This is a genomic window from Paenibacillus massiliensis 2301065 = DSM 16942, assembly GCF_000377505.1.
Lineage (GTDB): Bacteria > Bacillota > Bacilli > Paenibacillales > Paenibacillaceae > Paenibacillus > Paenibacillus massiliensis.
This window is the reverse complement of record NZ_KB898199.1, coordinates 1-22252: the sequence shown is the minus strand read 5'-3', so window position 1 is coordinate 22252 and position 22252 is coordinate 1. Positions and strand designations below refer to the sequence as shown.

General features: G+C 46.7%; 21 protein-coding genes, 3 tRNA genes and 3 pseudogenes. 4 read left to right on the top strand and 23 right to left on the bottom strand.

The window, feature by feature from the left end:
- Window positions 1-34: 34 nt before the first annotated feature.
- Together D328_RS29665 and D328_RS0123465 are read right to left on the bottom strand one after the other, a co-directional pair.
- Window positions 35-3961: an LPXTG cell wall anchor domain-containing protein gene (locus D328_RS29665; RefSeq protein ID WP_169445817.1), complete on the bottom strand. Its 3927-nt coding sequence runs from the start codon at window positions 3959-3961 to the stop codon at window positions 35-37.
- A gap of 200 nt (window positions 3962-4161) precedes the next feature.
- A complete protein-coding gene (locus D328_RS0123465) occupies window positions 4162-5325 on the bottom strand; it encodes a response regulator (RefSeq protein WP_018887494.1) in 1164 nt (387 codons plus the stop codon).
- 147 nt (window positions 5326-5472) lie between these two features.
- On the opposite strand from D328_RS0123465, the gene D328_RS0123460 reads away from it, so the two are divergent.
- Entirely contained in the window at window positions 5473-8676 is a 3204-nt protein-coding gene (locus D328_RS0123460) for a hybrid sensor histidine kinase/response regulator (protein WP_018887493.1), read from the top strand.
- Window positions 8677-8900: 224 nt separating this feature from the next.
- Here the strand turns inward: D328_RS0123460 and D328_RS0123455 are convergent, their stop codons facing one another.
- The 5 genes from D328_RS0123455 to D328_RS0123435 form a co-directional block, all read right to left on the bottom strand.
- On the bottom strand, window positions 8901-9317 hold the full coding sequence (locus tag D328_RS0123455; protein WP_018887492.1) for a cupredoxin domain-containing protein: 417 nt from the start codon (window positions 9315-9317) through the stop codon (window positions 8901-8903).
- Window positions 9318-9428: 111 nt separating this feature from the next.
- Entirely contained in the window at window positions 9429-9671 is a 243-nt protein-coding gene (locus tag D328_RS0123450; RefSeq protein ID WP_018887491.1) for a hypothetical protein, read from the bottom strand.
- A 50-nt stretch (window positions 9672-9721) separates the two neighbouring features.
- Window positions 9722-9865, bottom strand: a complete 144-nt coding sequence (locus D328_RS31300) for a hypothetical protein (RefSeq protein ID WP_018887490.1) — start codon at window positions 9863-9865, stop codon at window positions 9722-9724.
- A gap of 29 nt (window positions 9866-9894) precedes the next feature.
- A complete protein-coding gene (locus D328_RS0123440) occupies window positions 9895-10272 on the bottom strand; it encodes a hypothetical protein (protein WP_018887489.1) in 378 nt (125 codons plus the stop codon).
- Between the two features lie 276 nt (window positions 10273-10548).
- Complete coding sequence (locus D328_RS0123435) at window positions 10549-10962, bottom strand: phage lytic cycle repressor MrpR family protein (protein WP_407667812.1); 414 nt, start codon at window positions 10960-10962, stop codon at window positions 10549-10551.
- Between the two features lie 377 nt (window positions 10963-11339).
- Here D328_RS0123435 and D328_RS31670 point away from each other — a divergent pair.
- Window positions 11340-12361, top strand: a pseudogene (locus D328_RS31670) (IS3 family transposase); the annotation flags it as partial.
- Here D328_RS31670 and D328_RS31930 read toward each other — a convergent pair.
- The 11 genes and pseudogenes from D328_RS31930 to D328_RS0123360 all read right to left on the bottom strand — a co-directional run bounded on the left by D328_RS31930 (window position 12318) and on the right by D328_RS0123360 (window position 17231).
- A complete protein-coding gene (locus tag D328_RS31930; RefSeq protein ID WP_018887486.1) occupies window positions 12318-12512 on the bottom strand; it encodes a hypothetical protein in 195 nt (64 codons plus the stop codon). The pseudogene D328_RS31670 and the gene D328_RS31930 sit on opposite strands and share 44 nt — an antisense overlap.
- A gap of 15 nt (window positions 12513-12527) precedes the next feature.
- Window positions 12528-12932, bottom strand: a complete 405-nt coding sequence (locus D328_RS31665; RefSeq protein ID WP_233426239.1) for a terminase large subunit — start codon at window positions 12930-12932, stop codon at window positions 12528-12530.
- Window positions 12913-13752 (bottom strand): annotated as a pseudogene (locus tag D328_RS30455) (PBSX family phage terminase large subunit). The gene D328_RS31665 and the pseudogene D328_RS30455 overlap by 20 nt, the downstream one beginning before the upstream one ends.
- A complete protein-coding gene (locus tag D328_RS0123400; RefSeq protein WP_018887485.1) occupies window positions 13749-14252 on the bottom strand; it encodes a terminase small subunit in 504 nt (167 codons plus the stop codon). The pseudogene D328_RS30455 and the gene D328_RS0123400 overlap by 4 nt, the downstream one beginning before the upstream one ends.
- Before the next feature lie 92 nt (window positions 14253-14344).
- Entirely contained in the window at window positions 14345-14602 is a 258-nt protein-coding gene (locus D328_RS0123395; RefSeq protein WP_018887484.1) for a hypothetical protein, read from the bottom strand.
- Window positions 14603-14703: 101 nt separating this feature from the next.
- Window positions 14704-14779, bottom strand: a tRNA-Pro gene (locus D328_RS0123390).
- A 52-nt stretch (window positions 14780-14831) separates the two neighbouring features.
- Window positions 14832-15317 carry a hypothetical protein gene (locus D328_RS30450; protein WP_018887483.1) on the bottom strand — a complete coding sequence of 162 codons (486 nt, stop codon included), beginning with the start codon at window positions 15315-15317 and terminating at the stop codon, window positions 14832-14834.
- A gap of 383 nt (window positions 15318-15700) precedes the next feature.
- Window positions 15701-16333, bottom strand: a complete 633-nt coding sequence (locus D328_RS0123375) for a copper amine oxidase N-terminal domain-containing protein (RefSeq protein ID WP_018887482.1) — start codon at window positions 16331-16333, stop codon at window positions 15701-15703.
- Between the two features lie 113 nt (window positions 16334-16446).
- Window positions 16447-16528 (bottom strand) — tRNA-OTHER (locus D328_RS0123370).
- A 162-nt stretch (window positions 16529-16690) separates the two neighbouring features.
- Window positions 16691-16963 (bottom strand): antiterminator Q family protein, encoded by a 273-nt coding sequence (locus tag D328_RS29645; protein ID WP_018887481.1) that lies wholly within the window; start codon window positions 16961-16963, stop codon window positions 16691-16693.
- 195 nt (window positions 16964-17158) lie between these two features.
- Window positions 17159-17231: transfer RNA gene (locus tag D328_RS0123360), tRNA-Val, on the bottom strand.
- 264 nt (window positions 17232-17495) lie between these two features.
- Here D328_RS0123360 and D328_RS0123355 point away from each other — a divergent pair.
- The gene (locus D328_RS0123355) at window positions 17496-18398 is read left to right on the top strand and encodes a dihydrodipicolinate synthase family protein (RefSeq protein ID WP_018887480.1); all 903 of its coding nucleotides are present in this window, start codon (window positions 17496-17498) and stop codon (window positions 18396-18398) included.
- A 157-nt stretch (window positions 18399-18555) separates the two neighbouring features.
- Here the strand turns inward: D328_RS0123355 and D328_RS0123350 are convergent, their stop codons facing one another.
- From D328_RS0123350 to D328_RS0123340, 3 genes are all read right to left on the bottom strand, one after another.
- Window positions 18556-18831: an HPr family phosphocarrier protein gene (locus D328_RS0123350; RefSeq protein WP_018887479.1), complete on the bottom strand. Its 276-nt coding sequence runs from the start codon at window positions 18829-18831 to the stop codon at window positions 18556-18558.
- A gap of 189 nt (window positions 18832-19020) precedes the next feature.
- Window positions 19021-20220, bottom strand: coding sequence for an MFS transporter (locus D328_RS0123345; RefSeq protein WP_051091200.1), 1200 nt, complete (start codon window positions 20218-20220; stop codon window positions 19021-19023).
- A gap of 73 nt (window positions 20221-20293) precedes the next feature.
- On the bottom strand, window positions 20294-21328 hold the full coding sequence (locus D328_RS0123340; RefSeq protein ID WP_018887477.1) for an ROK family protein: 1035 nt from the start codon (window positions 21326-21328) through the stop codon (window positions 20294-20296).
- A gap of 133 nt (window positions 21329-21461) precedes the next feature.
- On the opposite strand from D328_RS0123340, the gene D328_RS31125 reads away from it, so the two are divergent.
- On the top strand, window positions 21462-21680 hold the full coding sequence (locus D328_RS31125) for a hypothetical protein (protein ID WP_154659301.1): 219 nt from the start codon (window positions 21462-21464) through the stop codon (window positions 21678-21680).
- 32 nt (window positions 21681-21712) lie between these two features.
- Here the strand turns inward: D328_RS31125 and D328_RS31375 are convergent, their stop codons facing one another.
- Entirely contained in the window at window positions 21713-21820 is a 108-nt protein-coding gene (locus tag D328_RS31375; RefSeq protein WP_018887476.1) for a hypothetical protein, read from the bottom strand.
- Between the two features lie 312 nt (window positions 21821-22132).
- Window positions 22133-22252, bottom strand: a pseudogene (locus D328_RS29640) (IS200/IS605 family transposase); the annotation flags it as partial.

The following is a 22252-nucleotide window of genomic DNA, read 5'->3' as shown; positions in this document are numbered from 1 at the left end:
GGAGGTGCATGCTGTACGGATTATCTGCTACCCGTCAGCGTCTGTTAACTCTTGTACGCCAGGTCATCCAGACTCCTAGTAGAATCACTAGCAGTCCCATCAGTTGCAGTGGCAATGAGCTACCTTCACCCGTTTGTGGCAGCATGCCCTTGACTGAAGCATTTTGATGTGGGGCCATATTCGCGTTATCCTCGTCCGTGGACTGGTTAGCAAGGGTATCCCCCGCTTCGCCCAGTTGACCATCCTGATCCACAAGACTAAGGTCGCCTTCGCTATCCTCCGCATCTGCTGCCGGCTGCGTGCTAGTCGTATCTGTCTCACCTGCTGCAGAGCCTGGATTCGTGCCCCCATCTTGATTTGACGTGCCACCAGGCGTGGTAGGCGCCTCCTCAGAGGTGTCGTTCACTGGAGTTTCTGTAGGAACTGTGGAGTTCCCAGGAAGCTCATCACGATCCCGATCCTTATCTCCCTTGGATCCCCCACCACCTGGCCGACTTGGCTCTTCTGGCTTCGGCGTTTCAGGAGTTGGCTGCTCGGGAGTTACCGGCGTGGCTGACTCTTTGTGGTTCGTGACCACGAGCTGCTGTACCAGTAATCCATCCACCCTAACTCCTTCTGTCGTGATATTCACATGTCTGACTGCATTCGCTTCCAGGACATAACCTTGCGGAGCTTTGATCTCCTCCAGTGTGTACTGCCCAGCCTGCAGCTTCGTGAATACCGCCTTCCCGAAGGCATCTGTAGTTACAGTCTGCGATTCCAGCTGTTGTAATGAATCCTTAAGGAGGAACGTAGCTCCTTCGAGAACCAGATCCGATTGTGCATCATCGACCTTCAGAATTTGAAGCTCGTATTCAGGTGTCTGTGGCACTCCTGGTCCACCTGGACCCGGCCCCGGATTGACGGGAATCTCTGGCTCAGGCGTCTTCTTGTTCGTCATCGTAACTCGCTTCACACCGCCCGTCTGCAGCACAGTGCTATCAATGACGATTGCATGCGAACGAGTATCCAGCTCATACCCTTCTGGAGCGGTTGTCTCGGTCAATGTATACGTACCATAGAGAAGCTTGGTAAAGCTCAGCTGCCCCAGGTTATCCGTTACCTTCTGTCCGATCAGGCGGCCTAAGCTATCATGTAATTCATAGGTGGCATCAGCCAGTACGAGGGATGCATTATCCTCGTCCACCTTGGTGAGCGTGATAGCCCCCCGCGCAATGGACCCGGTACCTGAACCATCCGAGAAGCGAATGACAACGCTATACTCCGTCTCCTTCACACCCGACGTGACACCGTCTCCTACGAAGCTTACTTCATTAGTGACGGGCTCCCGGTCTGCAGTGACAGCAATTTCGGAGGAATAACGAAGTACATAAGCCGTATCAATGCTTCCATTGAATATCAGCTCGAAGCTCTCCTCATCCAAGGCTCCTTTATGGAATACTACGTCGTAATCCGTTCCTGGAGTGAGTAATGCTCCAGAGGTGACTGTTCCGTTAGCTGCTACATCTCCCTTGTAGAGCTTGAACGAGTCACGCACCAGTACCTGATTGGCGCTTGGTGTATCAATAATACGAGCGTTCTCAACGAGAGACTGTCCTTCATTAATCTTGATCTCCCAGTCCACCAGATCTCCATTTCTGGCCCCTGTCTTGCTGACATAGACTTCACCACGTGGAATCGTAACCTTCCGCTCCCAGCTCCACTCAGCTCCATCAGTGCCAGTAACGCCCGCAGTATTAGGAATCTCATCCGCTACCAACGTGTTGTCCAATCTGGTATTCAGTGTAATCCAATACGGAGTGGAAATATCACCCAGATCAATGGTAAGCAGATTCGCATTATAGCTAATCTTATCTGGACTCAGAGTAATTTCCGCTCCTTGAAGCACCTCACCATTGGCCTGCACCTGAGCATGATAGACTTTGACTGAATCCAGATCCAGCTTTTGTCCTTCCTTGAGCTCATCCTTGAATAGAGCACCCGGAATAGCAAAGCTGTTATAGTTGACGATTACATCCCAGGTCAGTCTCTTCTCACGCGCATTGTACTGACCATTTTTGTAGCCATTATTTATTGTATAGGCATTAGGACGGAAAGATGCTTGCAATCGTACCGGATCCGTTGATTGCGATGTTTTTTCTGTCCAATCCAGCAATGCAGTATTACCGTAGACGGATTCTTTTGCATCAAATGCAGTCTTGTAAGTAATCGTATACGTATCTTCAAAAGTTCCGGTGAAGCTAAGCTTAAATCCCTTGTCCGGTTCACTGTCATCCAGTGTATAAGGAAGAACCGGATCGCCCGTGGAAGTAATGCTCAAGGACCCTGGCAGATACGTCAGACCTCCGCCTGTAAAAGCATCATCAATGACCAGATTGGACATCGACCACTGATCCCGATTCACTACGATTCTCCACGTTACTTCCTTAGCACTATAATCCGTTGCTGCAATGGATTTCACCCCGATGGAGCTACGGAAGGTATGAGTTGCTGTAGCCGTTGTTTCCTTGCCAGACAGCTCCGTTACCACATCATTAGTTACTGTGTGGTTCTGGAACACACGATCTGTTGCCTTCGTCTGGTACTGAATGTTATATGCAGCCTGCACATCGGACGTGAACTGCAGGTCGAATCCATTCTTCCCATTAACTCCGACGACAGGAGTCACCTGATACAGGCTGGCCAGCAATTCATCCCCTGTCAGGGCATCTGTCACCTTGAACGAACCCGGAACGAGCTCCATATCTTCCTCAAAACGATCTTCAAGGAAAGCATCGGACTGTGGAATGTCCTTCTCGCCGTAGTTGTATTTCAGAGTCCAGGTCACCGTCTGCTTGGCATCATCATACGCCCCTGCTTCTTTGGTCACCAGCTTCTCGCGTTTGATATTGACCGTGTCATTCTTGCGCGCAACATTGCCTTGCTGACTGTTCAGTTCGGCCGCATTAGTGAAGCTAGTCTCTTCTTCATCTGTAATCCAGGTAGAATACACAACCCGGTAAGCAGAATTCAGACTGGTGTCGTTAAATGCAATCCGGAAGGCCGAGCCGTCAGTCTCTGTCGTCAAGGTGTAAACATTCGCTCCCGAAGCTACCTCTGCGCCAAGATCCGGTGCACGATCCACATTAGGTAACAGCTTGTACACGCGAATGGAAGCAGGATCAAGCTCAAGACCTGCTGGAAGCTGGTCCGAGATCTCTGCATGCTGGATCGTATCCAGAGAGGTGTTCACATCCAAGGTCCAGTCGATCTTGATGTCCTTGTCTGCGACTCCATCCTTCTCCAGCGGTGTGCCTCTCCATGGCTGGAAATTCACGAGGGCCACATGATCTCCGCCCCGTATAGGGAAGTAGATCGGCACCTCCACGCTACCTCTGATCGTCTGGGTGCTGAATTCTGTGTTGATCTGCAGCATGCCGCCAACTTCCGAATAGTTCTCCACCATACTGTTGAACGTCATCGTCACATGACCTGCAGTATCCACTGTAAAATCACCAACGCTCAGGCCACCGTCCATCATCAGCTGACCGTTAATGTTGCTGTAAATGACGAATTCCTGCGGAATATCAAATTCAAACGTGTCTCCACTCTTATAGGAGTGGCCATTCTCTAACGCCCATTCGTATTCGAGCCTTACGGCATCGCCGAGCTGTGAGCGTTCGATCCGGTCTGGATTGTATACAGCATCAATCACAGTCCCGCTGGAATCCTTCACCGTCACCTTGGTGAGCAGACTGTCAACCTGTGCCATTGTAGTCTGCAAGGCACTTACTCTCGCCAAAGTGTTCGAGTCACTTGCGCTCTCTTGCGATTCAGTTGCTCCATAAGTATCACCTGTTACAGATGCAGTTCCTGACGGGATTGCTGCTTCGTCCGCACGGACTGATACCGCTCCATTACCGACGATCATCTGGAGAAGCAGCATCCAGGTCAGGAGCATGGCTATAATTTTTCTGTTCATGCTATGAAACATGTCACCCTCTTTTCTTTTTGCTTGTGCTAGTATGGTATAATCTATGGATTTTGTCCGACTTCCCCCTCTCTAGGCTAACAATGGACATTATACTTAACATACCTTTACAAATTCTGGACAGGTCCCTGTTTTTAGTTCATTTCATTGCGAAATACAAAAAAAGCCAGCCTCTAATCCGGCGTGCCGGATCAGGGCTGACTCATGGATAAAGCTATGTCTTTTTGCCATTTCTCGTACCAATGTGTAATATGAGGACTAGGCTCCAGCCCCAGTTCCTCGTACATGCTGTTCTTAAGTCTGCTATAACACTGTATAACCCGTGTGTTCAATCCCTGGGTTGCATAGATGAGCATGAGTGCAAAACCAGCTCTTTCCTCGTGCGGAATAATCTCCACAATCTTCCAGTAGCATTGTTCCTCTTCCTTGATCAGACCCTGCTCCCGATACCAGTTTGCAAGCGCAAACGATACATCAAGCCAGACTTCCTTTAGTCGCTCTCGCTCGGCTTCCAGCCACCAATAATCATACATAGCCAGATAATGTCCAGTGTATCCGTTCATAACCGCAACATAATCGTGTACTACACTGGCTGAGGGCTCAGTCAGTAGAGCCTGCAGCTTCTTCCATTCATCTACGTCCAGCAGGACATTCTGGAGCTGCAAAATATAACCCTCGGATACGGTCTCCAGCCGTACATGATCCTGATAAGGCCTCAAGGCTTGGCGCACATGATACACTGTGTTATACAACTGCCCTAATATTTTGTCCAGCTCGTGCTCTGGCCACAGAACTTCAATGAGCATCGACTTTTGAACGGGACGCCCCCGATGCTGCAGGAGGTACATGAATAATTCCTGTGCCTTGTTGGTCCGCCACTGCAGCAACCGGAGCTCGCCACCTGCCTCCTCGATCATCACCTGCCGGAATAGCTTCATCTCGATGATGCGGGGACCACTGAGCTGCTTGGGAGGCTCGACCATGATCTGCTGACTTCTCATTCGATTCTGTATCCGCTCAATCGTCTTGGTCAGCCGTTCTACGCTAACTGGCTTAACCACGTAATCTAATGCTTCCAATTCATAGGCCTGTACAGCATAATCATTATAGGCCGTAACGAACACGATTGAGATATTGGGCTTATGTGTAGCAATTTGCTCTGCTAGCTCCAGACCATTGATCTCTGGCAGACTAATATCGAGAAAAAGTACGTCTACATCCGATTGTAAGACGTGCTCCTTTCCCATATGAACATCAGTATACTTGCCAGCAATCTCAATGCCCGGAATATGCAGCAGTTGTCGTTCAAGGAAGTCAATTGCCAGCTTTTCATCATCAATAATTAGTATCTTCATTCGCTCGACAGCTCCCTAATACAAGAAAAATATCCTTTCATGAATATGTATTATGCTATTCGTGAATAAGAAATGCCTTAAATCTAACTATACTCTTCGGAGTTATACTTGCCAATAGATAATAATATAAAGGGGAACGGTTGCTGAATGTCGAGTTTCAATCCCATGATTCACCAGCAGAAAAAGTTTACTGGAATCTATCTCAAATCTGTAACGGTCATTATTGTTACCTTTGCTCTGCTCCTCGGAATGCGCTGGGCATGGTCACAGCTGTTCCCAATATCCGAGGATTATCATCCCGTGAATGGTGTTCTGGACCTGCGGCATGTGAATCTGGGGGAAGCCCCTGCTCTCTATTTAAATGGAGAGTGGGATTTCTATCCTGGAGAACTGCTCACGCTAAGCGATATCCAATCTCAGGCATATACCCCAAGTGCCATTAAGGTGCCGGGTGATTGGGGAAATATCATGAACCTGGACAAGGAGCGATCCTACGGCTACGGAACCTATCATTTACGCATTCTCACGGGCCCTTTGGATCAGCCCGTTGCCTTCTGGTTCAGGGAGCTGCAGGCAGCAGCCGAGGTGGAGATTAACGGGGAGACGACCGGAATTATGGGTAAGGTGGCTACGACAGCTGAGGAGTATATCCCGCACAAGCTATCCTTTAGTCCTTCCTATTCGATGAAAAAAGATTCGACCAATACGGTTGAACTCGTCATTCGTATGTCGAATTTCGATAGTCCTGGCAAGGGTGGAATCGCTGCTCCTGTAAGGTTTGGATCACAGGCCGCTATAGATTATGTTCGCTGGTATTCGATCGGGCTGCAAATCTTCATTTTCCTCGTGCTGGCACTTCACGGATTGTATGCTTTGATTCTCTACTTAATCAGTGCTGGAGAGCGAAGTTTGATCTATACCTTCATGCTAACGCTATGCACAGGAATTGCCATTCTGATCGGACATGATAACATCCTGCTGTTATGGTTGCCCATTGATTACTCCTGGGCCTACAAGCTGAGAGTAATTCTGCTATTATGGCAAAATGTATTTATTCTATTGCTCTTCAGCAGGTTCACCAGCAGACCGACCTCGACAGTGGCCTTGCGAATATTTATTACAGTATGTGCTGTAGTTACTGCGGTATTGTTGGTCACACCTGTATCCTTCAGCTACGGGATTGTACAGTATTATATCTTCGATGCGCTGTTTTACATAGCATTTATATGGCTCGTCATGATCACCTGGAACATGCTGAGCAAGCAGCACATGGATCGCGACATTGTATTTCTCATCATCAGCATATGCGGCATGGTGTCTAATCTGATGTGGAGTGGAGAAGAGTCCGCCCGGAATATAACGACCGTATATTATCCAGTCGATCTGATTGTTGCGATTACGGGCTTCTCTACATACTGGTTCAATAAATATTTCCGGCATGCAAGAGCCAATGCGAGGCTGAATGAGCAGCTCCAGATCGCAGATCGGCTCAAGGACCAGTTCTTGGCGAACACCTCCCATGAGCTCAAGACTCCTCTACATGGCATTATGAACATTGCCCATAATCTTGCAGAGCAAGAGAAGCACAGACTGAGCACAAACAGTATGAAGGATATGAAGCTGCTCATTACGATTAGTCGCCGGATGTCGCAATTGATTGACGACCTGCTCGATGTCGTGCGCCTGAAGGAGCAACGCATTGTGCTGGAGAGGCAGCCCCTTAAGGTACAATCCATTGTGACTGGAGTTGCGGCCATGCTCAACTTCATCACGGAACGCAAGCCCATTGAATTACAGATTCAAATCCCAGATACGCTGCCAAGTGTTATGGCCGACGAGAAAAGGCTCGTGCAAATCGTGCACAATCTATTGCACAATGCTTTGAAGTACACAGAGCAAGGGACCATTATTGTCTCAGCCGAGTTACAGGCTGGTCACCAGGGCGATCAGATCCTGGTCTCTGTCCGTGACACGGGCATCGGAATGAATGAAGAGCTTCAGCGTCGGATCTTCCTGCCTTACGAGCAAGGTGGCTCTGGAAGCGAGGGGGAACAGGGAATGGGACTGGGGCTCAGTATTTGCAAGCAACTAATCGAGCTTCACGGAGGGACACTCTACGTCGAGTCAGAGCCTGATAAGGGCTCCGTATTTATCTTTAATCTGCCCGTAGCTACTACCCGTGATATGACACCTGATAATGCTGCATTGTCCGAGCATGTGGAGGCTGAAGCAGCCTATCGACAGGAAGAGCTTGCAGCAGCAGGACTGACAGATACTGATGTTCCCTTGTTTGCCGATGCTGCCTCGCAGCAGGAGATCCTAGACGGCAAGGTGCAACCCCTATTGCCTGCAGGTCATACTCTTATTTTAGCTGTAGATGATAATCCCATTAATCTAAAGGTGCTGGAGAGCATGCTGTCCTCCGAGCCTTATAGCATCACATCAGTAGCTTCGGCACGAGAGGCCCTTGAAATATTGGACACCAGACCATGGGATTTACTCATAGCGGATGTCATGATGCCGCAGATGTCAGGGTATGAGCTGACTCAACAGATACGAGAGCGTTATTCCATGTCAGAGCTGCCTGTCTTGCTGCTCACAGCCCGGACCCAGCCATCAGATATTTATGCAGGCTTCTCTTCCGGCGCAAATGATTATGTTACCAAACCGGTGGATGCTATGGAGCTGAAGTATCGAATCCGGGCGTTAATCTCGCTGAAGCAATCGATCAATGAACGCCTGCGCCTTGAAGCAGCCTATCTTCAGGCACAGATACAGCCCCACTTTCTGTTCAATGCATTTAACTCTGTCATGGCGCTGAGCTATATTGACACGGACAGAATGCGCAAGCTGGGAGATGTATTTGCCTCCTTCCTGCGCATTAGCTTCAATTATCTCAATACGGGCGAGCTTGTGAAGCTGTCCCATGAGCTGGAACTAATCAAATCCTACCTCTATATTGAGAAGGAGCGCTTCGGAGAACGGCTGTCTGTCGTATGGAATGTGGGGCAAGCCATTGAGCTGATGCTACCGCCGCTCTCCATACAGCCTCTTGTCGAAAATGCAGTCAGACACGGACTATTAAGCAGATCCGCAGGTGGGACACTGACGCTTACCATTGCCCGTGTGCAGGGAGGCATTAAGGTGGAGGTACAGGATAATGGCAAGGGCATGACAGAGGAGCAGGTACAGCAACTACTGACTACATCGATGCATGAGAAGAACGGCATCGGCATAGCCAATACGAACCGGCGTCTCATTCATTTGTACGGTCAGGGCTTGTCCATCCTGAGCGAACCGGATGTAGGCACGACGGTGTCCTTTGTTATTCCACAAGGAGCTCGCGTCTAGCTCAGGGAAGCGAGCTAAACTCTAAGCATAGCCACGCATCCATTGTAGGTTAGATACTTTTGTATTTTAGATACTTTGACCGAATCTGAAATTAGGTTTAGTGATCGGCAGGGCTCCCCACTTGCAGTGGTTGTATAACCTAGGTCAAGGTACTAGTAACACCAATAAGCATCCCCATCCAGATCAGGTCACTCCCAGATCATGGTTGGAGATGCTTATTGGTGTTAGATCACGGTAATTGTACCGAAGCACATGTACATCCCACAATTGTAGTTGTAGGTGCCTGGCTGCAAATCCTCCACCGTGAAATAATTGTCCTTGCCCTCTAGATAGAGCAGCATCGACATATCCGGGGAGGTAACATCTGTAATGCAGGTAGATGACGTCGTTTTCTTGAAATTAATCTTGGTAGGAACACCCGCCTCGACTTCAATATTGCGAGGATAGAAGCCATCTGATTTGACCTCTACGGTCACGATATTGTAATTCTCATGATCTGCATCCGTAAGGGCAGGCTGTACTTGACTAGCCGACGTGGGCAGACTATTTCCTTGAAAATACACCAGTGTAATGCCACCCGCAATCAAGGCCACGCAGACAAGCGTCAGGATAGGCCATGTGTTGGACAGGAACTTTTTCATATGGAGTACCATACCTTTCATGGTTGTAGTAGTTAAATCTTGAGATCTATCAAAACTCTCTCATATATAAGCATAGACAATTTATATCATATTTAAAATGACTCGTTAGGGCTAGTCCCTCTTCTTATAGAACTCTTTTTTGCAACATAACGCAAAGGAAAAATTATCTGCACCGTTATCGTCAATAATATACCGCTCACTTCTGACGACTGAAGCCGCTCCATAGTGGATTATTTTCAACTCATACATCGCTCCGATCGTAACCGGCACATGAAATCGATTCTCCATAATTCTGACATGGGTGGCCTCTTCTTCCTCGCTGCTTAACGCAATCCACTGCTCTTGCTGATTCATAGCTGTCCCCCCTTAAGATGCCTCGCACTCGCCTAGTCCCAAATCTCGCATCAGAATGCCTCCATTTTATCCAGCACAACGTTCAGGAGGTCATGAATCTTGTCGCGCAGCTCCTGCAATTCACCGTAATCACAATCATCCATCGTCAAATAAAGGTACAGCTCATTAAACCGCTCAATATTAAAATCTCGCATCCTGCCCATCTCCCCATTCCATAAATCAGTCACATAAAATACATAGCGAATCGATTGAAACGAATGTCGATATTCTTGCTATGTCGATAATAGATGTCCTCAGGATCATCACAATGAAACCGCGCAAGCTTGGCCGGACTAATATACTCCTGAAAAAGCCGTTCCAGTGCTGGTACTTGGTCTACCGTGTATGCCTTCACGAACTCCTCGCAAGATGCATAGCGGGTGAATCGGATCTTTTGTTGTCGATAATGAATGAGGTACTGATGAATCTGATCCTCGCTTGCCCCGATGCAATCCATCAGCAACTGTTCGATCTCATGCTCAGTCGTGAACAAAAACTCCACAGTAGCTATCAGCTCCAACGATTTATTGTCAATATCCAGTAATTGAATTACATTCTCCATATTTTCTAGCCCCCTTGATTAGCCTTGCGGTACAAGCGAATAATCAGCTCTATTGAAGGGAATTTCCAGTCAAAAAGTCGTCCCTTCGTCTTCATGTCAGAAGCCAAGCTATATGTTAAATAGTTGATGTGAAAATAAAAAAAACAGGAACACCTGTTCCTGTTTATCGTAACATAATCCCCTTCCATAATCGCCGATGTTTTGGTAGATAAAAGACTAACTTTCAGCTTGTCTATTTCACACCACAAAAAAGAGAATAAAGCCTGTGCTTTATCCTCAAAGGTTCAACGAATAGATCTGGTTCAACGTGTCATGATTGAGAAAATCAATCTTGAAGCGGTTCAGGTTGTAGCCAGCAGCTGTAATGCCAGTATTGTAATGAACGCAGATCAGTTTAAACTCAATATCTCCCAATTTCCCCTTCTCCGCATACAGATCTCTGGCCATCTTGAGCATGCCACTATTACGAATATTAGTGGGAGTAAGCCCCTTCCGGCCGTAATACTCGGCCAACGTTGCAATTCTACGGTTAATCAGGGCAGGGTGCGCAGCAGCATTGGCATCCCTCGTTCGTACATTTCTAGCGGGCCGCACCACATAGCTGTTCGTGACAAGTTCGTTATAGTCCTTCTTGATCGAAGGGCTGACGATACCATTGTTCTTCTTGTATTCCTTCTCCTGGTCGGCTATACGAATGATGTCAGGAATTGCTTAATGTGCTCCAGCTTGAAATCATAAAGATCCATGCCCAGCTCTTCTTGAGCAATTAATCAAGAAAAGAGCCCTTGCAATGCAAGGGCTCTTGGCTATGATCTGTAGTGGGCTCGAACCACTGACCCCCTACCCTGTCAAAGGGGATGGGTCATGTATCTCAATTGGAACAACTTCTAAAAACCCATTGATATCAAGGGTTTACGGCGTTTGCATTTTGTTCTCATGTGGACTGAAGTATATCATTTGGCCTATAGTCTGTCCCCAATTCGTCCCCAAAACAAAGAGCAGTGAGGCCAAGCCTGAACTGCACCCCAATTGTTAGACACCATCTAACAGTTGGAGGTGCAGTTTTTTTGTCCAAATTTAATTTAGAATTAAAAAAAGAAGCGATCAATCAATATCTTTCGGGGTCTGCTGGGGCAAAGAGCATTGCCAAGGCTTTAGGCGTGAATCATGAAGTTTTGCGTATGTGGATCAAGCAATACGAATATCACGGTTTAAAAGCCTTTGAAAAAAGCTATACAGCCTACTCCATGCCATTTAAACTAGACGTACTCAACTATATGAATGAGAACGGGACGTCTCCAAATGAAGCTGCTGTGATCTTCAATATCTCTTCACCAGGGGTTATTCGAAGGTGGCGCAGTGAATATAATGAATATGGTAGCGACGCCCTAATACCAAAGAAAAAGGGGCGTCGTATCATGGCAGATAAACAGAATAACGGATCTAATCAGAATAAGCCTGCGCAAGGATCAATTGAAGCATTACAGGCCGAACTAGAACGTTTGCGGATGGAAAACGCATATCTAAAAAAGTTGAATGCCTTAGTTCAAAACAAGGAAAAATCACCAAACAAGACAAAGCGCAAGTAGTCTATGAATTAAGGCTTGAATTTCCGGTGATGGCATTACTACGACTGGCAGACATCCCTCGAAGCACGTTTTATTACTGGTTGAAGCAATTGGACAAGCCTGACCCAGATGCAGAACTGAAGTCAATGATTCAAGACATCTATGAGGAACATAAGGGCCTTTACGGCTATCGTCGAATACGTGATGAGCTCTTAAATCGCGACTATCGGGTTAATCATAAAAAAGTGCAGCGTATCATGAAGGAGTTAGGTTTGAAATGCGTAGTTCGAATGAAGAAATACCGTTCATACAAAGGAACTGTAGGTAAAATAGCCCCAAACCTGCTTGACCGCCATTTTCAGGCGCAAAAGCCAAATGAGAAGTGGGTTACCGACATTACGGAGTTTAAGTTGTTGGGTCAGAAGCTGTACCTATCTCCCGTATTGGACTTGTTTAACGGTGAAATTATCACCTACACTATCGGATCTCGTCCCATCTACTCCTTGGTCTCGGATATTGTGATTCGGTATTTTGCCCCAGCGCGGAGCCCTCTAGCATCCGCTTACGTTCCTCGGATGCCATCCATGTGCTGACTTCCTCCCGGATGATCTCCTGCAATGACATCGGTGCATTGGCATCCAGATTCTCTAGGATCTCCTGTAGTGTGCTCATGTGCTTCCTCCTCTCTTATTTCCTGAAGGACACGCCGCCTCTTGACATATTATCTTCCAGCTCATAACGCGTCATGTCGATACTGTGATTATCCTTGTCTGGGTAGCCTGCCTTGAAGCCACCATTACTGTCAGGCTCCAACTCGTACCCGTAGAATTCCCGCTTGGTGTTCGGGCAGCGTACCAGGTCAATGATAATCTCAATCAGATCCTGCAGGAACTTAATGCCGTACTCCACGGAATCGGGACCCTTCTTGGCCCCTTTAATCCGAACGCCGTATCCCTTGATTTCAGCGATAGACTTCGGCTCAGCGGAATCGGCAGTTACCATTCCATTATTCGGGTTCTCTGCCTTGATGTGATCGGCACTGCATCTTATGCAGTTCGTGGAAGATATACAGTCACTGACGGGTCTTGTCATAATGCATTGTCCCGTAATGTGCTGGGTCCTTCGCAAAGCCAAAGTCAACGCCACGGCGAATCTGGTCAAAGATGCGGATTTCGTCGTCGGTAATCTCCCGGAATGTGAGATTCGTGAATATCTCCCCTCCGGTCCCCGTCACTTTGCCCAGATATTCATGCTCATATTTGCCGAACTTAGTACTCTTCAGATGCTCAGCCTCAACAAAAAACTGTTCACCCGGCCATTGCCGAGGTACAGTCTCATAGGTGCTATGGTGTACCAGCCGATCCGAACGCTGTTCTGTCACTTCAGCATTCACCCAGTTTCGCTGACTCTGTGGCGGGTTATAGCTGTAGAATACGGTGAACGTCTCGCCGCCGCGTAGAAACGTCTGGTTGATAGTCCGAACAGCTTCCATTCCGTCAAACTCGTCAAACTCTTCATACCAAACATACTTGTTGTACCCGTGCCGCAGCTTACTTGACTTTACCTTTTTTGGCTTATCGGCACCACGGAATAAGATCTTTTATCCCGTAGGTGTATATGTTAGACTCATAGGGCTTACACTGTCATGCCAAAGATGGGATACCCCTAGCGCCTCAATGGCCCATAGTAGCTGCTCATACACACTCTCACGTAGGTTCTCTTTGACCTTACGCAAGGCTACGCCATTCGCGTTCGGATCCCTCATGATTCCGAGTATGATCTCCAGACTGATAAAGGACGATTTCGTACTACCACGTCCACCCTTAAGCCAGTAGTGAGTATACCGGTCCTCCTTCAGTGCATGGTGCACACTGTAGAAGCTCGGCGCTATCAGCGAACTGAGTGCAGTCATGAGCTGTCAGGCCCCTTCGGAATATCATCCACGATCTGGACGGCGCCCTGAACGTCTATCTGCTGCTTATCAATCCACATGCCGAAGCGCTTGCCAAGTAGCTCCAGCGCCTTCAGCTTATCGGCGAATTTCACCTCGCGCTCGACCATATCAACGTCGCCCTTCATGGTCTTAACCTTGACTGAAGCTATAGCTGCACGGTCATCATCGCTGGTATCTTCCTTGAGTGCTGCACTGTCCATATCAACCAACTTCGTAGGATCCAAAAAGGCTACACGGGCCAATTCCCTCATAATCCGTTCCTGGTTAACCCCTGTTCTTCGGGATAATATGGCCATACGCTCATCAATGTACGCGCGAATGTTAGGTTTTGTTAGATTCTCGCAACCTATCTCTTTTGCCGTTTTACTGCTATAGTCTGCCCTGATAGCTGCCTGCGTGGCATTGAGGTCTATCAGGTATTCATCTGCAAATTTCTGTTGTTTGGCTGTCAATGCCACACAGATCAGCTCCTCTCTCAAACTGTATGTAAAAGAAAAAACATCCCGAAGGATGCCTTAATTCTCTTCAATTTTTATTTGGAATTCTTCAGTTAGGATTCGATGAAATGCTGCTTGTAACAAATCCTCTTTTTTCTTTGAGGGATCAAAAAATTAAATAGAATATATCGCTCAGCATCCTCAATTCCCTCATATGTTATTATTTTAGTCAAATTATTAGCAGTTAATTCGATAACTATTGGGGTTACGATTATAACCTTTAACTCCCATTCGATTTTATCACCGCATAGTTTCCCAATAGCGGTCGGAATCCCTTTAACTTTCTCATTGTCATTAGCCCAGTTATCCATTTGCTCTCCTCCTTTGCACCATAATTCGACGTAAGGAAGCATTTTCCTCTAAAAGAGAAACTGTCCCCTGAGAAGCGGCAAGGGAGAAGGTTATGAAATAATATAGGCGGCAGGATTCGAACCTGCGGTCTCTGCCTTCCAAGGGCAGCGGGAACGGCCCAGCTTTCCTACACCTGTGCAATATAAAAAACATCCCGAAGGATGCTAATGAATTATAGAGCAAGCTGGTTTAGAGTGTTACCTCATAGACAAGCGCAACATGTCTAAACTCATTCTTTTTATCAATTCCAAGTTCAATAGTCTTCTGATGTACAACAGAGACTGGATTACTTATGGCAGCCTGTGGTTGCGAATTAATATGGTATTCATGCGTTATTTCTTCAACCCGATCCATGTATTCATCATCAATCACTTGTCCTACTGGGATAGAGTCTGTGTAAATAAATAACTTTTCTAACTTAGAAGAAACACCCTGTCCTGCCTCAAGCATCTCCAATGCTCTAAGAACTGCCGCTTTGTCAGGTGTATTATCTGGGAATGTTGGACTGAGGCGACCTCCAACACGACCGTTATAAACCATTTGCACTTTTGTCCCTCTAACTATTTGGTCACTCCAATTCTCTTCTCCCCATGCTACTCGATATTCTGTTCTTGGTGGGTGAGGGTTTGAAGCGAGAACGTGAATAGTTTTATGAGCAGTGAATACTTGTGACATAATATCAAATCCCTTCTCATGTTAAAACCCATAAAAACTCCCATGGGATATACCAATAAAACAGGACATAGGATTAAAAATGTCAATAGGAGAAGATAATAAATATTTCCGAACGCAAAAAGAGCCCTTCACAATGAAGGACTCCTGTAATCCAGTAAGATAAAGGCGTATCCGCTCTAACACCAGAAAGAGTTATCGGCTATGACTGAGTTACTGTTTGCGTGGCGTTCAGGTCAACCAGGTATTCTCTAGAAAGGAGCTTCTGTTTGGCTGTCAACGCCATTTCGGTCAGCTCCTTTCTAGAGAATATAAAGAGCCACTCAATTGAGTGGCTCGAATTTAGATCATTTTCTGTCTTTATCTTTGACTCTCATAGCACCTCTTTAATCCGCTAATTCAAATACCGCGTCTGGTGTCAATGTTACTTTATAGTCACTGGCATTCCCATTTGAGATATCTTTTTCAAAAACTATCTCTTCTTCCTTTGAGAAATTGAGAAAATCTATCAGTACTAAATAATTAGTTTTAGCTAATTCCCCTTCTTTGGTGATCACTAACGATCCACTTTGAGAGCTAAAGTTCGTCCCCTCAAAAGATGGGCTGTTTACCAGCACAACGTCTATGTCCTTTAGATATACAACTGTACTGTCTGTCGCTTCCGATACGACACGTAAGGGTACATAAACCTTTCCGTTTGAACTGAATGGCGCAACTTGAAGTATTTTATCTACTCCGTTTATGTTTGTTTTTTTGCTCCCTATAGTGAAAGTTACATGAAGTCCCCCCTTAGTGCCTGTTACTTTTTTGCTCTTCGAATCATACCCTACTGTTAGCCCTAATTCAGTAAATAATTCTCGAAACGGGACAAAAGTAGTACTATTCTTATTAATTGCCCCTCCAGATAAAGCGAAACCGTCTACCACAACATCTCTTTTCCCCATAAATGCAGATGCCGACACAGGCATTATGGCAAACACCATTATTACAATAAGCGTTACAAATGATATTTTCTTCATCTCAGATATCCCCCTTAGACAAGTATTGATTATATTCTATATGAGGGATAATCTTCCTGCAAATAAAATAACCGCCTCACTAGGAAGCGGCTAAGACTTAAGGTTATGAATAATACCGGCATCAGGATTTGAACCTGAATCTCTGCTATCTGTTTTACAGGGCCCAGCACGCTCTGCCAATTGAGCTACACCGATACGTAAAGAGGTAGCCGCCTAACAGCACGTTTGGTCTATTGACGACTGCCTCTTACAACTTTCTCACAATATCATTTTATCATGGGTTGACACGGCAAACAAGAACATATGTTTGTCATTTTTCAGTCAATTTAGAATCAATTTCGTGCTAATATTATTCCATTATCGTGCCAACATCGCGTATTCCCCTTCTGCTACGCGGATTCTACGCCTTACGGTACTCTCAGAAAGCTCTAATTTTTCTGTAATCTCCTTCAGCTCCATGCCCTCGACATACACCCATCTCAGCAACGTAGCAGCATAGGGCTTGTACTCTTCAAGCTTATCCAGTATGAAGTCCAGCCTCTGGATGTCTGCCTGCAGGTCCTGAAGCTCAGTCAGTCTGTCAATGATCTCGTCTATGTCACTGCGCTGGCCTACACGCGCTTCGACCACTTTGCTAATCTTGGTGTGTTTTTTTATTGAAAAGAAGAGAGAACAGCGTTAGAAATAAGTCCACTTTAGGCATAGGCATAGGCTTATGCTTAAAATCAGGTTTCGTCCCCAAAATGTCCCCACAGTAGATTTTCAAGGGAGTTTAATCTTCAGACAAAAAAGAAAAAACCCTTGCAATGCAAGGGCTCCTGGCTATGATCTGTAGTGGGCTCGAACCACTGACCCCTACCCTGTCAAGATAGTGCTCTCCCAGCTGAGCTAACAGATCAGATATATAACGGTAAATAGTATAATATCGTATATTCTCAATTATGTCAACTACTCCCCCATAATCATCGTCCAGATCACATGACTTCAGCATGACTGACCCTTACTATTCATCTTGCTCTGCCTACCAGCGCTCCTTCTTCTATCAGCGGCCAGATTAAACTGGACCAGCTTTTTATTACCGAATTGGCTCTTTAAGTACATCCAATTTTTTTTTATAATTTGCTTGTATTTTGATAGTTAACATTCAAAGGAGCTGTGCCAGATGTTCAATGGTCTATCCGCTTTTCCTCTGACCCCAATGAACGAGGATGGCATTAAAGAAAAAGAATATGTGAACCTGATTCACCGACTGGTTGATGCGGGTGTAGATTCCATTGGTGCCTTAGGCTCGACCGGAAACTACGCTTATCTGAACCGTGAAGAGCGTTTTCGTACTTTGAAGCTAGCTGTTGACTCAGCCAATGGTATTCCTGTGATGGGAAGTATAAGTGCAATTCGTACACTTGATGTACTTCGGCTCGCAGAAGACGCCCAACAAGCAGGAGTAAGTGCTGTGTTGCTAGCCCCGGTTTCTTATCATGCACTATCACACGATGAAGTATATGCACTCTATGAGGACGTGACGCGCACTCTCTCCGTTCCGCTTTGCGTATATGATAATCCAAGTACTACTCATGTTCATTTTAGTGATGAGTTGCATGGTCGCATTGCTAGGCTTCCTCACGTCCACTCCATTAAAATCCCTGGAGTTCCTCCTGAACCAGAAGCAGCCAAAGCCCGAGTTGACACATTGCGATCGCTCATTCCGTCCCATGTTACGATCGGTGTGAGCAGTGACCCGTCTGCATTCACCGGCTTACTCGCAGGCTGCGAGGTGTGGTATTCCGTTCTAGGTGGATTATTCCCGAAGACATGCCGCAGAATGACCCGATTAGCCTTGGAGGGGTATGCTGAAGAGTCACATCAAATCGCCGCATGCTTTGAACCGCTGTGGTCTTTATTCCGCCAATTTGGCAGCCTTCGTGTTGTTGCCGCAGCAGCAGAGATCAGTGGGTTGATCTCGAGCCCTAGCCTCCCTCTGCCCTTACAACCCCTAAACCAATCCAGCAGGGATGTTCTTAAGCCTATAGTTAAAGTTATACATTCTATAGAAAAAAGTAGTTAATGAGCGGTTCGTCTCTATAAGTTGACTATCTAAGCAGAATGATGGTGAAAAAAGCCAGTCCCATGCACGCCCTCCGGTATCACAACATTCTCCAACGAATATCGTGACCTCCAGAGTACGTAGCCTGTGACTGGCCCTTCTTCTCAAGTCCTACAATCTACACATACATCTCAGCATGACCTTCGAACTCTGGCAGCAAATACTCCAGTGCTTCCAGATCATCCATGCCGACCGTGATGAGACGTGCCGACGTACCAGCAGGGATTGCAATCAGCATCATTCCGAGCAGACTTTTCACATCTACAATTCGTTCACCGTTCTCATCTCTATATTGAAGTGTAATCCTTGCTGCAAAGCGGGAAGCGTCCGTACAAATACGGATCATGTCCTCTCTGTCCAGATCACCTTGAATGATAAACTCATGTACCCTCATAACTCATGTCTCCTTAGCTCTTTATGCGCTTCTTCAATGTGACTAATATTATATCGTCAGATAGGCGTTATAACATTAGTAACATATCACGATGGTACATCAGATGCAATCATTCAAGAAAGGAAATGATCCTTCATTTGTCCAATATCGTATGCGTCCAGAAGCACGAGGGTTATGTGGAGCATTATACTAGATCAATTGCTGTCTGCGCTTCAAATACACATACAATATCACACCAGACACAGAGCAGATCGCCGCACACAAGCCAATGAAGCCGTATCCTGCCTGCAGTCCCCGCAGCAAGCCAAGCTCCGTTGTCTCACCATACGCAGCTTTGAAGGCATCAATGACCCAACCAATCACATAGTTGCCGATGACACTGCCGATTCCCATGAGCGTAACCGTGAATGTAATTGCTGTATCGCTGCCATGAGGATATCTTTTGGCAATCAGCGCCATGACTGTCGGGTAGATTATAGCAATACCTGCGCCGGATACCGCAAATAGGAAGGCCATCCCTTCTCCACCAGCAATCGCCACGAATGTGCAGATCGCCGAGAAAGCGGAAAACAGAATAAGCGAGAGGACGAATCCGATCCGGTCAGTCAGTGGCCCAAGCAATAATCTTCCTAGTGAAAAGGTCAGAAAGAAAGCTGACAGCATACCCGAGGCTTTGACCGTATCCCAAGCGTAGGCCTTCTCCAGAAAGTTGACGAGCCAGCCTCCCACCGCCATTTCGGATACGACACCGAACGATAGGATCATAACTACAAGCCACAGAACAGGATCACGAGTAAGCTGCTTGAGTGATACCCGATCCTCATGTGGCAGATCATCACCAGGAAATGTACTTCGTAGTGCCGCAATAATCGGCAACAGACACAGTGACAGCGTAACCAGATACATGCCACGCCAGTCCAGCACATGTCCGAACACGGTCAAGGACATGACCCCGGTCGCCAGTAGCGGTGCGACGGTTGAACTAAGACCGTAGAAGAAATGAGAGAGATTCATCATCATCCCCGTATTCTTCACGAAAATTCGCGCGCCAAGGATGGCCAGTGCGATCTCCAGCATGCCGTTCCCGATATACATAAAGAAATATGAAGAAGCAAAGAGCGGATATGTATGAGATAAGTAAATAAATACTCCTGACAAAATCATGGACGCAAAAGCAAGCACGCTCACTGCCTTGATCCCCCATTTGCGGACCAATATAGCTGTGAACGAGCAAGCAATCAGATATCCCAACGCATTCAGGGACAGTAACGTTCCCAGTTGCTTCTCATCAAGATGGAAGTCGAACTGAATACGCGGAATTGCAGGCCCTTTTACATTTTCCGAGATCCCAAAAACTATGAATCCCAAAAAGATGGTAGCCAGTTGCATGGCGTATAGCTTATTGAACTTTCGTGCCTGTGGTTCGGAATTCAAAATAAGTCCCTCCAGTTGTCCTTAGATATTACCATCTCTTCTCAATTCGCTCCATACGATACGTCAGACTTTCCAAGGCCACAGCAATGAGTCCGGCGACATATTCACTTGCAGTATCTTTGCGAATGATGAGGTTCGGCATATGCTCTTGCGGGATCATAGTCAAGCAGTCTTGCGTGAGTTCATCCAACATAGACTCGTCGATCGTGTCGCCAGTAATTACGATTGCAGCCGGATTGATAATCGCGATAATAGATACCAGCGTCTTTCCGACCAGCATGCGCAAGCCCTCTCTTGTATTAAGCAGACGTAGCTGCTCCTCCCTCGACACACCAAAGGGCAGAAATGACACCTCACCTCCAAAATGGGTGCTACCCGAGAGTGGATGCCCCTCAATCATGAAGCCTGCCCCTGGAAAATGAGATTTTGGAAAAGTTACGACTGCAAAATTCGTCTCCTCTGCAAATTGCTGCTGATTGTACAGACCATACACGGTCAGGTTCATATCGTTGCCAATGATCACTTCCACATCTGCGTACTGCTCCCTGAGCCGTGGACCTAGCGGCTGATCAACCAGCTCAGGGACATCACAAAGACCAATAACACCGTTATGCGCTACACCTGGAATGCCGATACCGATGGCCTGCACATGTTGATATTGATCCATTAGCTTATTGATTAGAGCTTCTACGATAGCTAGCGTAATGCTCTCCATAATGACACTCTGCTCATCTATAATCTCTCCATTCAGATTGGCCAAGGTATGCGAGATCGAGTGTATGCCACCTTCTGTACGGATGATTAGACAGAGGACACTACCGTAGTCTGCGTTGAATTGATAACGACTTGCAGGTCTTCCTCCGCTAGATTCATCTGGGCCAAGATCAATAATCTCTCCTGTCTGGAGCAATTCGTTCAGAATTGTGCCGCAGGTAGCGATACTGAGCTTCGTCAGGCTGGCAACCGACGCTTTGGTACCCACACCAATGGAGCGCAGCGTATTTTTGACCAGCTCCACATTAAGCCGCTTCACCTGCTGCGTATTATGCGAGATGGGATTCATATTGCTGGGCAGCCTCCTTTCTTGGACTATTTCAGACATTCTCTATTCCATTTAGTTTTTAAAAGTATTTTAATAAATGAAGTGTAGATGGTACCTTCAGAAAAGTCAATGCTTAATGATAATTAACGCCAACATGAAAAAAGCAGACCTCGCCTTTGAGGCGCTGCCTGCTTCAACAGATGCATTCAATCGTGCTGCCCGCTCCGATCCGGGATGCGCAGCCATTTCCCTAGATATCCTGAAGACACTCACTGGAGGCTCCATTCCATCTGCTGGGACTACACATCCCCTAAGCTGCCGATTACTGCGTGTATATTGCTACTCTGAAATTCGCTCAGCCATAGAACCATGACTGGCTATTCATCTAGCCCTCTCTGACAGTCCTTACACACAGAAAGCCTTAGTGATGATAACAAGCAAAATGAACAGAACCAGAATGGCACCAACCGATGTCCATCCGCCATATCCACAGCCTTGGTTAACTTCTCCCACGTTAATTCCCCTCCCTTCTCTAGGGGCTTGATATACATTATGTAGGATGCAGAGCCAAGGACAGGGCACTATGACAAAAAACAGCCTAATCAGGCATTTGCTCACGTGACCCGTAGTCACATAGTCCAAAGGCCGTACTCCTTGAGCTGGGCATTTGCTATCGCTGACCAATCAGGACCACCCGTCCAACGGGTGGTTTGCTCTTAGGGTATAACCCCCTGTTGCCAAACTGCGCCTAAAGACGCTAGCCTGACAGCAGGGCTGTTCAGGCTCATTGTTATTTGTCTCTTTCACTTACCAGTTAAACTGGTTTTACTTCTTTTTGCTCCGATTACTGCTGAATGGATCTTCGTATTCTTTTACACTCAGCTTATCTACTGCCTGATCGTGTGCTTCTTGCTCTCGAATATACTTTCTTACTGTTGCTTCATT

What these genes read in the sequence shown, in the direction of transcription:
- D328_RS0123345 (WP_051091200.1), bottom strand. Translation starts at nt 20,220, where the DNA reads ATGCAACTGGCTACCATCTTTTTGGGATTCATAGTTTTTGGGATCTCG.
- D328_RS0123460 (WP_018887493.1), top strand. Translation starts at nt 5,473, where the DNA reads ATGTCGAGTTTCAATCCCATGATTCACCAGCAGAAAAAGTTTACTGGA.
- D328_RS31665 (WP_233426239.1), bottom strand. Translation starts at nt 12,932, where the DNA reads ATGACAAGACCCGTCAGTGACTGTATATCTTCCACGAACTGCATAAGA.
- D328_RS31125 (WP_154659301.1), top strand. Translation starts at nt 21,462, where the DNA reads ATGAAAAAAGCAGACCTCGCCTTTGAGGCGCTGCCTGCTTCAACAGAT.
- D328_RS29665 (WP_169445817.1), bottom strand. Translation starts at nt 3,961, where the DNA reads ATGAACAGAAAAATTATAGCCATGCTCCTGACCTGGATGCTGCTTCTC.
- D328_RS31930 (WP_018887486.1), bottom strand. Translation starts at nt 12,512, where the DNA reads ATGAGCACACTACAGGAGATCCTAGAGAATCTGGATGCCAATGCACCG.
- D328_RS0123395 (WP_018887484.1), bottom strand. Translation starts at nt 14,602, where the DNA reads ATGGATAACTGGGCTAATGACAATGAGAAAGTTAAAGGGATTCCGACC.
- D328_RS0123375 (WP_018887482.1), bottom strand. Translation starts at nt 16,333, where the DNA reads ATGAAGAAAATATCATTTGTAACGCTTATTGTAATAATGGTGTTTGCC.
- D328_RS30450 (WP_018887483.1), bottom strand. Translation starts at nt 15,317, where the DNA reads ATGTCACAAGTATTCACTGCTCATAAAACTATTCACGTTCTCGCTTCA.
- D328_RS0123355 (WP_018887480.1), top strand. Translation starts at nt 17,496, where the DNA reads ATGTTCAATGGTCTATCCGCTTTTCCTCTGACCCCAATGAACGAGGAT.
- D328_RS0123465 (WP_018887494.1), bottom strand. Translation starts at nt 5,325, where the DNA reads ATGAAGATACTAATTATTGATGATGAAAAGCTGGCAATTGACTTCCTT.
- D328_RS0123340 (WP_018887477.1), bottom strand. Translation starts at nt 21,328, where the DNA reads ATGAATCCCATCTCGCATAATACGCAGCAGGTGAAGCGGCTTAATGTG.
- D328_RS0123350 (WP_018887479.1), bottom strand. Translation starts at nt 18,831, where the DNA reads ATGAGGGTACATGAGTTTATCATTCAAGGTGATCTGGACAGAGAGGAC.
- D328_RS0123440 (WP_018887489.1), bottom strand. Translation starts at nt 10,272, where the DNA reads ATGGAGAATGTAATTCAATTACTGGATATTGACAATAAATCGTTGGAG.
- D328_RS0123450 (WP_018887491.1), bottom strand. Translation starts at nt 9,671, where the DNA reads ATGAATCAGCAAGAGCAGTGGATTGCGTTAAGCAGCGAGGAAGAAGAG.
- D328_RS0123455 (WP_018887492.1), bottom strand. Translation starts at nt 9,317, where the DNA reads ATGAAAAAGTTCCTGTCCAACACATGGCCTATCCTGACGCTTGTCTGC.
- D328_RS31300 (WP_018887490.1), bottom strand. Translation starts at nt 9,865, where the DNA reads ATGCGAGATTTTAATATTGAGCGGTTTAATGAGCTGTACCTTTATTTG.